Origin of the sequence: Streptomyces sp. NPDC001922 (genome assembly GCF_042891165.1) — a bacterium.
GTDB lineage: Bacteria > Actinomycetota > Actinomycetes > Streptomycetales > Streptomycetaceae > Streptomyces.
On the sequence record NZ_JBIASV010000016.1, the window covers coordinates 169,629 to 182,949 of the forward strand.

General features: G+C 68.9%; 10 protein-coding genes. 8 read left to right on the top strand and 2 right to left on the bottom strand.

Translation table 11 applies throughout. From position 1 onward, the window contains the following. Position 1 precedes the first annotated feature (1 nt). The gene (locus ACFYYR_RS27710; RefSeq protein ID WP_388859162.1) at positions 2-844 is read right to left on the bottom strand and encodes a hypothetical protein; all 843 of its coding nucleotides are present in this window, start codon (positions 842-844) and stop codon (positions 2-4) included. A gap of 152 nt (positions 845-996) precedes the next feature. Then, positions 997-1,293: a hypothetical protein gene (locus ACFYYR_RS27715; RefSeq protein WP_351504815.1), complete on the bottom strand. Its 297-nt coding sequence runs from the start codon at positions 1,291-1,293 to the stop codon at positions 997-999. Between the two features lie 313 nt (positions 1,294-1,606). Between ACFYYR_RS27715 and ACFYYR_RS27720 the strand changes: the two genes are divergently transcribed. The 8 genes from ACFYYR_RS27720 (at position 1,607) to ACFYYR_RS27755 (ending at position 13,240) form a co-directional block, all read left to right on the top strand. Further along, complete coding sequence (locus tag ACFYYR_RS27720) at positions 1,607-3,931, top strand: ABC transporter substrate-binding protein (protein WP_388859165.1); 2,325 nt, start codon at positions 1,607-1,609, stop codon at positions 3,929-3,931. Positions 3,932-4,174: 243 nt separating this feature from the next. Then, on the top strand, positions 4,175-4,855 hold the full coding sequence (locus ACFYYR_RS27725) for a hypothetical protein (protein ID WP_388859168.1): 681 nt from the start codon (positions 4,175-4,177) through the stop codon (positions 4,853-4,855). Positions 4,856-5,014: 159 nt separating this feature from the next. Then, the gene (gene typA / locus ACFYYR_RS27730) at positions 5,015-6,919 is read left to right on the top strand and encodes a translational GTPase TypA (protein WP_388859171.1); all 1,905 of its coding nucleotides are present in this window, start codon (positions 5,015-5,017) and stop codon (positions 6,917-6,919) included. Between the two features lie 461 nt (positions 6,920-7,380). After that, complete coding sequence (locus tag ACFYYR_RS27735) at positions 7,381-9,024, top strand: ABC transporter substrate-binding protein (RefSeq protein ID WP_388859174.1); 1,644 nt, start codon at positions 7,381-7,383, stop codon at positions 9,022-9,024. 132 nt (positions 9,025-9,156) lie between these two features. Continuing rightward, positions 9,157-10,083 carry an ABC transporter permease gene (locus ACFYYR_RS27740; RefSeq protein WP_388859352.1) on the top strand — a complete coding sequence of 309 codons (927 nt, stop codon included), beginning with the start codon at positions 9,157-9,159 and terminating at the stop codon, positions 10,081-10,083. Next, entirely contained in the window at positions 10,076-11,029 is a 954-nt protein-coding gene (locus ACFYYR_RS27745; RefSeq protein ID WP_388859176.1) for an ABC transporter permease, read from the top strand. Before ACFYYR_RS27740 ends, ACFYYR_RS27745 begins: the two co-directional genes overlap by 8 nt. A gap of 11 nt (positions 11,030-11,040) precedes the next feature. Next, positions 11,041-12,099, top strand: coding sequence for an ABC transporter ATP-binding protein (locus ACFYYR_RS27750; RefSeq protein WP_388859179.1), 1,059 nt, complete (start codon positions 11,041-11,043; stop codon positions 12,097-12,099). After that, positions 12,092-13,240 (top strand): ABC transporter ATP-binding protein, encoded by a 1,149-nt coding sequence (locus tag ACFYYR_RS27755; RefSeq protein ID WP_388859182.1) that lies wholly within the window; start codon positions 12,092-12,094, stop codon positions 13,238-13,240. The genes ACFYYR_RS27750 and ACFYYR_RS27755 overlap by 8 nt, the downstream gene beginning before the upstream one ends. Positions 13,241-13,321: the final 81 nt, after the last annotated feature.

Consider the following 13,321-nt stretch of genomic DNA (forward strand, 5'->3'; position numbering starts at 1 on the left):
CTCAGAAGAGCCGCGGGTCGTCGAAGGCGCCGGTGGCGAGCAGATAGACGTAGAAGTCGGCGAGCGCGACGCTGATCAGTGACGACCAGGCGAGAAGCATGTGCCGCTCGTTGAGCTTTCCCACCCAGCCCCACATCCGGTAGCGCACCGGGTGCTTGGAGAAGTGCCGGAGCCGGCCGCCGATGATGTGCCGGCAGGAGTGGCAGGACAGGGTGTACGCCCAGATCAGCACGATGTTGACGAGGAAGACCAGGGTGCCCAGACCCATGTGGCCCCACTCGTACTCGCTGTTCCGGAAGCCGAGCACGGTGTCGTACGTCAGGATCCCGGCCACCGGCAGCGCGGCGTAGAAGAAGTACCGGTGGATGTTCTGCAGGATCAGCGGGAAGCGGGTCTCGCCGGTGTACGTGCGGTGCGGCTCCGCGACCGCGCACGCCGGGGGCGAGGCCCAGAAGCCCCGGTAGTAGGCCTTGCGGTAGTAGTAGCAGGTGAGCCGGAAGCCCAGCGGGAAGATGAGGATCAGCAGGGCGGGGGAGAGGCCCCACCAGCTGCCGAAGATCTCCCAGTTGGGGCCGCCGCGCATGGTCTCGCAGTTCTCCGCGAGACACGGGGAGTAGAACGGCGAGACGTACGGCGCCGCGTAGTAGTGGGAATTGGCGAAGGCCCGCCAGGTCGAGTAGACGATGAAGGCGAGCAGACCGGCGGCGGTGACGGCCGGCGCCAGCCACCAGCGGTCGGTCCGCAGATGTCGCGCCGGAATGGCGGCACGCGGGGCGGAGAGCACTCCGCCCCGTGCGTCGCCGGGGTCGTCGGTGCCCGGTCGGGGTTCGGTGCCAGTGGCCAAGAGTGACTCCGTGCTGGAGTGGGATCGGCGGTGGACGTGGAGCGGAGGGGCCCGTCGTCGGCTGGTGCCGTGACCGGAGAGGTGTGCCGGAGAGCCCGCGGCGAGGTGCCGTGCCGGGCGCCGCGTGCCGGTGCGCCTCTCCGGTCACGGCACTAGGGCGCGCGCCGGTCGCGCGCGCCGAGACCTTCGTCCTCGGCGTCCGCCCACAGAGCGCTGTTGTAGGGGGCGTCGGGGATGGTGACGAGGTCGGTGCGGCGGGGCGTGGTCCCGGCCCGCTCGGGTGGGGCGGTCTCGCGCAGCAGGGCCAGACTCTCGCGCAGATGGTCCGCGTCGGCGCGCACCCGGCGGATCTCCAGGCCGGTCCCGATCTGCTGCTCCAGTCGGCCGACGGTGCGGAACAGCTCCTCCACCGTGCGCTGTGCGGCTGTCAGATCGTCCTGAAGGGACATGAAATGCCCTCGCTTCCCATGGGCTCCTCCTGTCGAAGGGAGCAGGAGGGAGGCTGACAACGCTGATGCGCATGAGAGTGTCGCGCGTCACATATTGCCTTGGCTAGGGCGCCACCACGATTACCCATTTCGTGTCGTCCGGATACGCCCTGTCAGCGCGCGGAGTGTCGTCGGGCTTGCTCCCTCCGGGTGGCAAAGCCCCCGTGTCCGCCGTGTCTGCGCCCCGGAACGGGGGGCGTCGCGTTCAGTGGTGCAGCAATAGATGCGATGAAAGACATAAGCCGCCAAACGTGTCCAGCCCGGAGGTTCAGACATGTCGATCGACGGCATCCGAGTCGGGGCGGCCTCCCGTCAGCGCCGCTGCACCGCGCTCCTCGCGGCGGGCGTGCTCCTTCCGCTGCCGGTGCTGGCCGGCTGCAGCTCCTCGTCCTCCGAGGAGGCCACTCCCCGGCAGGCCGTCGTACCGCAGGACGTCGCTTCCGCGGCCCGCGGACAGCTGCACGGCGGCGGCACGGTGCGCTGGGCGATCGACGCCGTGCCGGTGACCCTCAACACCTTCCAGTCCGACGCCGATGCGGCCAGCGACCGCATCGCCGGGGCGGTCCTGCCCGCGCTGTTCACCCTCGACGAGCGCGGCCGGCCCAAGCGGAACGCCGACTACCTCGACTCCGCGGACGTGACCGAGCGCGAGCCCCAGCAGGTCGTCGTCTACAAGCTGAAGCGCGCGGCCAAGTGGAGCGACGGCCGGGCCCTCGGCGCGGAGGACTTCGTGGCCCAGTGGAAGGCGCTCAGCGGCCGGAACCGCGCCTACTGGACCGCGCGCAACGCCGGGTACGAGCGGATCCGGAAGATCGAGCGGGGGCACAGCCCGCAGGAGGTCCGGGTCACCTTCGCCAAGCCGTACACCGACTGGCGGTCGCTGTTCACCCCGCTCTACCCCAAGGCCGTCATGGGCACCCCCGGGGCCTTCAACGACGGCGCCCGCAAGACGCTCAAGGCCACGGCCGGCCCCTTCGCGCTGAAGGGCGTCGACGGTGCGAAGGGGCGGGGGAAGGTCACCCTGGTCCGGAATCCGCGCTGGTGGGGCGAGCGGCCGAAGCTGGACTCGGTGGTGTTCCGGGCCGTGGCGCGGGACCGGCGGGCGGCCGCCCTGAGCGCCGGTGAGCTGGACGTCGCGGACATCGACCGGTCGACGGTGGAGAAGATCCAGGCCGCGGCGCGGCCGAAGAGCGGGAGCCGGAGCGAGAAGGGCGGCGCGCGGCAGGCGGCCCACCACGGCGAGTCGCTCGCCGGAGCGCTCCGCTCCGCCCACGCCGGTCCGACGGAGGCGCTCCGGGCCTGGGCCCGGGCCCACGGGACGCCGCAGGAGCGCGCCGCCGAGCGGGCGCGCCGCGCGGTGGCCGCCCGGGCGGAGAACCTGCGCGGCTACACCGTGCGCAAGTCCCTGGAGCCCGCCTACACGCAGCTCGCGCTGAACGGCGCCTCCGGGCCCCTCGCCGACGAGCGGGTGCGCCGGGCCGTCGCCCGGGCGATCAACCGGCAGGCCATCGCCGACGCCGTGCTGAAGCCGCTCGCGCTGCCCGCCCAGCCGCTCGGCAGCCATCTGCTGATGGCCGGGCAGCAGGGCTACCAGGACAACAGCGCCGCGCTCGGCAGTCAGGACACCGAGGCCGCCCAGGCGCTGCTGAGCTCCGCGGGCTGGCGGCGGGAGGGCGGCGCGGACCTGCCCAAGGCGGGCGGGAAGGCGGACGACCGGCGCAACGGCGACGACGGCAGTGCCGAGGAGCGGGACGAGAAGAAGAAGCAGGCCCGGGAGGAGCACGGCGAGAAGAAGGACGAGAAGCGGGACGAGAAGAAGCAGGACGAGAAGAAACGGGACGAGAAGAAGCGGGACGAGGAGAAGAAGGCCCGGGAGAAGCAGGACGAAGAGAAGCAGGCGAAGAAGGACCGGGAGAAGCAAGAGAGCGCGCGGAAGGACGACGGCGAGAAGCAGGACGGCCAGAAGCAGGACGGCGAGAAGCAGGCGAAGAAGGACCGGGAGAAGAAGGGCACGACCAAGGAGGCCGGGCCGGGCGGCAGCAGGGCCGGGTCGGCCGATGCCCACGCGGTCCGCAAGGACGGCAAGCCGCTGGTCCTCCGCTTCGTCCTGCCGACCGGAACCGGTGCCGAACCGCTGCGCACCGTCGGCGACCGGATCTCCGCGATGCTGGAGGACATCGGCGTCAGGACCGAGATCGTCAAGGTCAAGGACGACAGCTACTTCAAGGACCACATCGCCGCCGGTGACTACGACCTCGCCCTGTGGTCCTGGCCCGCGAGCGCCTACCCGGCCACCGACGCCCGTCCGATCTTCGCCAAGCCGCAGCCCGCGGCGGACGGCTCGCTGATCGTCGAGCAGAACTACACCCGGGTCGGCACGGACCACATCGACCAGCTCTTCGACCAGGCGGTCTCCGAGCTGGACGGCGCGGCCTCGCGCAGCCTGGTGCGCCGGGCGGACGCCCGGATCTGGGCGGTGGCCGGTTCGCTCCCGCTCTACCAGCGGCCGCAGCTGGTGGCGGCGCGGTCGAACCTCGCGAACGTCGGGGCCTTCGGCTTCGCCACCCCGCGCTACCAGGACATCGGCTTCCGGAAGTAGCGCCTCCGCAGGAGACCGGTCCGGCGGGGACGGCTTCGGCAGGAGACGGCTTCCGCAGGACAGGGCTCTCCGCAGTACAACGCGCTCCGGGGAGACGGCTTCCGCGGAGCGCCCGGACGGACCGGTGGCGAGGGCCGGCCCGCCACCGGCCGGGAGGGCCCTCGCCGCACCGCCCCGGGGGCCCGTCCCCCGCGGACCGAGACCATGACCGTGATCAGACCCGGGAACGGGGGAGTCGAGAGCATGCAGCGTGTGTGGATCGCAGCAGCGGTGGCCGTCCTGGTGGCAGCGGGGACGGCGGGCTGCTCGGCGGAGAACGACGACAAGCCGGCCAGGACCGAGGCCGCCGCGAAGCGGCCCGCCCCCGCACCGCCCGCCCGCCGGGCGGTGGAGCAGGCGTGCCAGGACGGCACCTACCGCTGGTTCAACGCCGCCCAGCGCTCGGTCGTCACCGACCTCTCCCCGACCCAGCAGTACCGCAAGGGCCGGGAGATCAGCAGCGAGCGCAACGTGGAACTCGTGCGCTTCACGCCGACGGTGGCGGCCCGGGGCCCGGCGCTCCCCTCCGACCTGGTGATCCAGGCCCTCGCCCAGCGGCTGAAGGCCGACGGCCTGGCGGGTGACGGCATGGAGGGCTCCCCGGCCAGCTCGCGGGACGACGGCAGCTCCACCGGCACCTGGTCCGCGAGCCGGTCCGGCCGCTACCTCACGGCCCGCTCGGTCCGGCTGGTCGAAGCCGACTTCACCTACACCTGCCGGGGCACCGGCCGGAGCGGCACCACCTCCGGCCATGTGCTCACCTGGCGGTCGGGGGCCGATCTGGACGTGGTGCGCTGCGCCGCCAAGCCCGGGAAGAAGCGGCCGGCGTGGCTGCGCGAGGCGGCCCGGCTCGGCTGCCGCGAGGGCGATCCGGCGCGCTCCTGACCGGCGCGGGGACGGGTGGTACGGGCGGTAGGCATCGCCGGGGAGTCCGGAGTTTTCCGGTCCACGTACCATGGGAGGCAGCCGAGGCGGGCCAGCCCGGCGGGGCGTACGAGGAATGAGACGCCGCATCCCACGATCCGAGAGAAGCGCTAGTCACCCATGCCCACGCGCCACGACATTCGTAACGTCGCCATCGTCGCCCACGTCGACCACGGCAAGACGACCCTCGTCGACGCCATGCTGAAGCAGGCCGGTGCCTTCGCCGCGCACGCCGCTGAGAACCTCGACGAGCGCATGATGGACTCGAACGACCTCGAGCGCGAGAAGGGCATCACCATTCTCGCGAAGAACACCGCGGTCAAGTACCACCCGAAGGACGGTGGCGACCCGGTCACCATCAACATCATCGACACCCCCGGCCACGCCGACTTCGGCGGTGAGGTCGAGCGCGGTCTGTCGATGGTCGACGCGGTCGTCCTGCTGGTCGACGCCTCCGAGGGCCCGCTGCCCCAGACCCGCTTCGTGCTCCGCAAGGCCCTCCAGGCCCGGATGCCGGTCATCCTGTGCATCAACAAGACCGACCGCCCGGACTCCCGGATCGCCGAGGTCGTCGACGAGACGTACGACCTCTTCCTGGACCTGGACGCGGACGAGGACCAGATCGAGTTCCCGATCGTCTACGCCTGCGCCCGTGACGGCGTCGCCTCGCTCACCAAGCCGGAGGACGGCACCGTCCCGGCCGACAGCGACAACCTGGAGCCGTTCTTCAGCACGCTGCTCGAGACGGTTCCCTCCCCGGAGTACGACGAGACCGCCCCGCTCCAGGCGCACGTCACCAACCTCGACGCCGACAACTTCCTCGGCCGTATCGCGCTGCTCCGGGTCGAGCAGGGCGAGCTGAAGAAGGGGCAGACCGTCGCCTGGATCAAGCGCGACGGCTCGATCTCCAACGTCCGCATCACCGAGCTGATGATGACCGAGGCGCTCACCCGCAAGCCCGCCGAGAAGGCCGGTCCGGGCGACATCTGCGCCGTCGCCGGCATCCCCGACATCATGATCGGCGAGACGCTGGCCGACCCGGAGAACCCGGTCGCGCTGCCGCTGATCACGGTCGACGAGCCCGCGATCTCGATGACCATCGGCACCAACACCTCGCCGCTGGTCGGCAAGGGCGGCACCGGCAAGGGCGCGGACGCCAAGAACGCGGTCAAGGACCGCAAGGTCACCGCCCGCCAGGTCAAGGACCGCCTGGAGCGCGAGCTGATCGGTAACGTCTCGCTCCGCGTGCTGGAGACCGAGCGTCCCGACGCCTGGGAGGTGCAGGGCCGCGGCGAGCTGGCGCTGGCCATCCTGGTCGAGCAGATGCGCCGCGAGGGCTTCGAGATGACCATCGGCAAGCCGCAGGTGGTCACCAAGGAGGTCGACGGCAAGACCTACGAGCCCGTCGAGCGCATGACCATCGACGTGCCCGAGGAGCACATGGGCGCCGTCACCCAGCTGATGGGTGTCCGCAAGGGCCGCATGGACAACATGTCCAACCATGGCTCCGGCTGGGTCCGCATGGAGTTCGTCGTCCCCTCCCGCGGTCTGATCGGCTTCCGTACCGAGTTCCTGACCAACACCCGCGGCACCGGTATCGCGCACTCCATCCACGAGGGCCACGAGCCGTGGTTCGGCCAGCTCTCCACCCGTAACAACGGCTCCCTGGTCGCCGACCGTTCCGGTGCGGTCACCGCCTTCGCGATGACCAACCTCCAGGAGCGCGGTGTGCTCTTCACCGACCCGGGCACCGAGGTGTACGAGGGCATGATCGTCGGTGAGAACTCCCGCTCCGACGACATGGACGTCAACATCACCAAGGAGAAGAAGCTCACCAACATGCGCTCCTCCTCGGCCGACTCCTTCGAGGCGATCGTGCCGCCGCGCAAGCTGTCGCTGGAGCAGTCCCTGGAGTTCTGCCGCGACGACGAGTGCGTCGAGGTGACCCCGGAGGCCGTGCGCATCCGCAAGGTCGTCCTGGACCAGAAGGAGCGCGGCCGCACGGCGTCGCGCGCCAAGCGGTGACACGCTGCCTCACCGGTGACTCTCCCGCGTGAGCCGATGAGCTGACAGCTCTTCAGCCGCAGGGATACGCTCGGCCCGGCACCCCTTTCGACGAGGGTGCCGGGCCGTCGTGCGTGCCCCCGCGTGTCAACGGGATTTCCCTCGCGCCGTGTTCGGATATCGGGCACCGATCACCGGAAGAAGCGTTAACAGTCCGTTTCATGCCTGTCTGCATGGGCTCCCTTTGTCCGGATTTCGGGCATCTCGATGAACTTGATGTGACCAAAACGAGATCCCTTACGTGTGGTTTACGGCGCGAACCTACTCGATAGTTGGGTCCATTGAGCTCGGGTCAATGGGTCAAGCGCTGTGGGGAGCGCCGACTCACGAGCAGGGGGTGCCGACTGCAGCTGTCAGGGGTGTCAGCGCGCGGCCGGCGTCCTTCCATGTAATGGACAGTGGACTCCTGAGGAGGCATACCCATGCGCGGTGCCAAGAGCGCCAAGTGGGTCGCGGGCGCGATCGTCGTGGCGATGGCCGCGACCGCCTGCGGTGGCGGCAACGACTCCGGTGCCGGCGGCGGCATCAACGACGGCAAGCCGGACCCCAAGGGGATCCTTGTCGCCCAGCTGAGTGAGCCGCAGCACCCGCTCCAGCCGGCGAACGCCAAGGAGAGCCAGGGGAGTCGCGTGCTGCGCACCATCTTCTCCGGCCTCGTGGACTACCAGCCCGGCACCGGCAAGCTCGAGTACATCAACGCCGAGTCGGTCACGCCGAACAAGGACTCCTCCGTCTGGACCGTCAAGCTCAAGCCGGGGTGGAAGTTCCACAACGGCGAGCCGGTCACCGCCAAGTCCTATGTGGACTCCTGGAACTGGTCGGCCAACGTCAAGAACGGCCAGACCAACTCCAGCTGGTTCCAGGACATCAAGGGCTACGAGGACGTCCACCCCGAGAAGGGCAAGCCGACCTCGGACAAGATGTCCGGCCTGAAGGTCGTGAACGACAACGAGTTCACGATCAGCCTCAAGGACTCGATCTCGTACTTCGCCTACAAGCTGGGCTACGACGTCTGGGCGCCGCTCCCCAGCGGCTTCTTCAAGGACCCCAAGGGCTACGGCGAGAAGCCGGTCGGCAACGGCCCCTACAAGTTCGTCTCCTGGGACCACAAGAAGCTGATCAAGGTCCGGAAGTACGACGACTACAAGGGGTCGAACAAGGCCAAGAACGGCGGCATCGACTTCAAGAACTACACGACCGCCGAGGCCGCCTACTCGGACCTGCGCTCCGACCAGCTGGACTGGATCGAGCAGATTCCGACGACCTCCCTCGCCAACTACAAGCAGGACCTGGGCGAGCGGGCGATCAACACCGACCAGTCGTCGATCCAGACCATCGCCTTCGCCTTCTACACCAAGCAGTGGAAGAACATCGACCCCAAGGTCAAGCAGGGTCTGTCGATGGCGATCGACCGTGACACCATCACCAAGAAGACGCTGAACGGCAGCCGCGTCCCGGCGACCAGCTTCGTCGCCAAGGACGTCCTCGGCTACCAGGACGGCGCCTGTGGTGAGGCGTGCACCTACAACCCGAAGAAGGCCAAGGCCCTCATCAAGGAGGGTGGCGGCGTCCCGACCAACAAGATCTCGATCCAGTTCAACGCGGACCAGCCGCACAAGATCTGGGTCGACGCGGTCTGCAACAGCATCCGCAACGCCACCGGCGTCGAGTGCGTCGGTGACTCCAAGCCGGACTTCCAGGCCGACCTGAACGCCCGTGACAACAAGCAGGTCAAGTCGATGCACCGGTCCGGCTGGACGCTGGACTACCCGGTCAACGCCAACTTCATGCGTGACCTGTACGGCACCACGGCCGCGGGCAACACCGACGCCTACTCGAACAAGAAGTTCGACAAGCTGTCGGCCGAGGCGGACAAGGCCCCGACCCTCGACGAGACGGTCAAGAAGTACCAGGAGGCCGAGAAGCTGCTGGCAGCCGACATGCCGGCGATCCCGCTCTGGTACTACAAGGTCGACTCCGGTCAGTCCAAGAACGTGTTCGGGAAGATCCCGTTCGCCCAGGACGGCGACCCCATCTTCACCGACGTCCAGGTGAAGCAGAAGTAGAGAACCCGGGAACGCCGGCCGGTGCCGCCGCTCGTACGAAGCGGCGGCACCGGCCTGCAGGCGTAGGCCCCGCACCCCCACCGCAGGGCGGTGCCGAGGGTCTGCCGCCACCCCTCACGGCTTGGAGGCATGATGGGGCGCTACGTCGCGCGGCGACTGCTCCAGATGATCCCGGTGTTCATCGGGACGACTCTGTTGATTTTCCTGATGGTGCACTCACTCCCCGGAGACCCCGTCCGGGCGATGTGGGGCGACAAGGCGGCGGACCCCGCCCAGGTCGCGCAGCTGCGCCATGAATTCGGTCTGGACCTGCCGCTGTGGCAGCAGTATCTGAACTACATGACCGATCTGTTCAAGGGCGACTTCGGCACCACGTTCGGCGGCCGGCCGGTCCTGGACGAGATGTCGATGGCCTTCCCGGTCACGGTCCGGCTCACCCTGGTGGCCCTCACCATCGAGATCGTGCTGGGCATCGCTCTCGGGGTCTGGGCCGGTCTGAAGGCGGGCCGGGCGGTGGACACCGGGGTGCTCGCGTTCACCCTGGTCGTCATCTCGATCCCGGTCTTCGTCCTCGGCTATCTGGCTCAGACGCTGTTCGCCGACACCCTGGGCTGGGTCACGCCCAGCGTCCAGGACTCCATGGACATCGGACAGTTGATGCTGCCCGGCTTCGTCCTGGCGATGCTCTCGCTGGCGTATGTCGCGCGGCTCACCCGGACCACCGTCGCCGAGAACCGCCGGGCGGACTACATGCGCACCGCGCTGGCCAAGGGCCTGCCCCGGGGCCGCATCGTCGGTGTCCATCTGTTGCGCAACTCGCTGATTCCCGTCATCACCTTCCTCGGGTCCGACATCGGTGCCCTGATGGGCGGCGCGGTGGTCACCGAGGGAATCTTCAACGTCCAGGGTGTCGGGAACGTGCTCTTCCACGCGCTCGGCCAGCGCGAGGGCTCGACGATCGTCGGTATCGTCACGGTCTTCGTCCTCATCTTCCTGGTGCTCAACCTGATCGTCGACCTGCTCTACGCGGTCCTGGACCCGAGGATCCGGTATGCCTGACGTGACCAAGACGAAGACGGAGCAGGTCGTCGACGCCGTCGCGGCACCTGCCGCCGAGCCCGCGGCGAGCGTGGCCACCGAGAAGGCGCGCAGCCTGTGGGGCGACGCCTGGCACGACCTGCGCCGCCGCCCGGTCTTTGTGATCTCGGTGCTGCTGCTGCTCGTGCTGTTCACCATGGCCGCGTTCCCGACGCTCTTCACCAGCGCCAACCCGCGAGCCGGACAGCTCACCGACCACTTCCTGACCAAGCCCCAGCTGACGCACTTCTTCCAGCCCGACTGGTTCGGCTATGACAACCAGGGCAACAGTGTCTACGCGCGTACCGTTTACGGAACCCGCGCCTCCATCCTGGTCGGTGTCGGCGTCACCTTCGTGGTGACGCTGGTCGGTGGTGTCCTCGGCATGCTTGCCGGCTACTTCGGCGGCTGGCTGGACGGGATCATCTCCCGGCTCACCGATGTCTTCTTCGGCCTGCCGTTCCTGCTCGGTGCCATGGTCGTGCTCAACGCGTTCACCAAGCGCGACGTCCTCGTGGTCATCGGCGCGCTGGCCTTCCTGGGCTGGACGCAGATCACCCGGGTGATGCGCAGTGCGGTGATCACCAACAAGCACGCCGACTACGTCATGGCGGCCCGGGCGCTCGGCGCGAGCACCACCCGGATCATGTTCCGGCACGTGCTGCCGAATTCCGTCGCTCCGGCCATCGTCGTCGCCACCATCTCGCTCGGCGGCTTCATCTCGGCCGAGGCCACCCTCTCGTACCTGGGCATGGGACTCGCCGACCCGGCGATCTCCTGGGGCACCGATGTCTCCATGGCCAAGGACGTCCTGCGCGACAACCCGCACGTCATGCTCTTCCCCGCACTCGCGGTCAGCATCACCGTGTACGCGTTCATCATGCTCGGCGACGCGGTGCGCGACGCCCTCGACCCCAAGCTGCGCTGAGGAGGGCGTACGTGACCATCATCGAAGAATCAGCTGATGTCCCGGCGCCCCGTGCCGGTGGCGACGAGAGCACCCCGCTGCTCGAAGTCCGTGATCTGCACGTGGAGTTCCACACCCGGGACGGCATCGCCAAGGCGGTGAACGGGGTCAACTACAGCGTGGCCCCCGGCGAGACGCTGGCGGTGCTCGGCGAGTCCGGCTCCGGCAAGTCCGTCACCGCGCAGGCCATCATGGGCATCCTCGACATGCCCCCCGGCCGGATCCCGCAGGGCGAAATCCTGTTCCAGGGCCGGGACATGCTCACCATGAGCAACGAGGAACGGCGGAAGATCCGCGGCGCCAAGATGGCGATGATCTTCCAGGACGCGCTCTCCTCTCTGAATCCGGTGCTCTCCGTCGGCTATCAGCTCGGTGAGATGTTCCGGGTGCATCAGGGCCTCTCCCGCAAGGAGGCCAAGGCCAAGGCGGTCGAGCTGATGGACCGGGTGCGGATTCCGGCGGCGAAGCAGCGGGTGGGGGACTATCCGCACCAGTTCTCCGGCGGTATGCGGCAGCGGATCATGATCGCGATGGCGCTGGCGCTGGAGCCGGATCTGATCATTGCGGACGAGCCGACGACGGCGCTGGACGTGACGGTCCAGGCGCAGGTGATGGACCTGCTGGCCGAGCTCCAGCAGGAGTTCAACATGGGTCTGATCCTCATCACCCATGACCTCGGTGTCGTCGCCGACGTCGCGGACAAGATCGCGGTGATGTACGCGGGGCGGATCGTGGAGACGGCTCCGGTGCACGAGCTGTACAAGCGTCCGGCGCATCCGTACACCCGGGGTCTGCTGGACTCGATCCCGCGGCTGGACCAGAAGGGGCAGGACCTCTACGCGATCAAGGGCCTGCCGCCCAACCTGCTGAAGATCCCGTCCGGCTGCGCCTTCAACCCGCGCTGCCCGAAGGCCGAGGACAGCTGCCGCACCGAGGTGCCGGTGCTGCACCAGGTCACCGAGCGGGACGGCAGCGAGCTGGCCGGCCGCGGCAGCGCTTGCCACTTCTGGAAGGAGACGATCCATGGCTGAGATCAAGAAGACCGATGAGGCCGTGGACGCGACCCCGAACGTCACCGAGGTGGTGACGAGCGACGCCTCCACCACCACCGAGGTGGAGGCCGCCATCGCGGCCCCGGTGGAGCGGGGCGAGCCGATCCTCCAGGTGCGCAACCTGGTCAAGCACTTCCCGCTGACCCAGGGCATCCTCTTCAAGCGGCAGGTCGGCGCGGTCAAGGCCGTGGACGGTGTCTCCTTCGACCTCTACCAGGGCGAGACGCTGGGCATCGTCGGCGAGTCCGGCTGCGGCAAGTCCACCGTCGCCAAGCTGCTGATGACCCTGGAGACCGCCACCTCCGGCGAGGTCTTCTACAAGGGCCAGGACATCACCAAGCTGTCGGGGCGGGCGCTGAAGGCGGTGCGGCGGAACATCCAGATGGTGTTCCAGGACCCGTACACCTCGCTCAACCCGCGGATGACCGTCGGCGACATCATCGGTGAGCCGTTCGACATCCACCCGGAGGTGGCCCCGAAGGGCGACCGGCGGCGCAAGGTGCAGGAGCTGCTGGACGTCGTCGGGCTGAACCCGGAGTACATCAACCGGTACCCGCACCAGTTCTCCGGCGGTCAGCGGCAGCGCATCGGTATCGCCCGGGGCCTGGCGCTCAACCCGGAGATCATCATCTGCGACGAGCCGGTCTCGGCGCTGGACGTCTCGGTGCAGGCGCAGGTCATCAACCTGATGGACCGGCTCCAGGAGGAGTTCAACCTCTCCTACCTGTTCATCGCGCACGACCTGTCGATCGTCCGGCACATCTCCGACCGCGTCGGGGTGATGTACCTGGGCCGGATGGCGGAGATCGGGACCGACACCGAGATCTACGACCACCCGACCCACCCGTACACCCAGGCGCTGCTCTCCGCCGTGCCGGTGCCCGATCCGGAGGCGCGCGAGGGCCGGGAGCGGATCATCCTGGCCGGCGACGTGCCGTCCCCGGCCAACCCGCCGTCCGGCTGCCGCTTCCGCACCCGCTGCTGGAAGGCCGAGGAGAAGTGCTCCACGGAGGTGCCGCTGCTCGCGATCCCGGAGCGGTTCGCGGACAGTGACTCCCCGGCCGCCCATGATTCGGCGTGCCACTTCGCGGAGGAGAAGGACGTGGTGCACGCGGCCTGAGGCCGCCCCGCTCCGGATCGTGCGCCCCACGGGACTGTCCGTGGGGCGCACGTCTGTTCCCGGGACCGGGCCGGCCGCGGG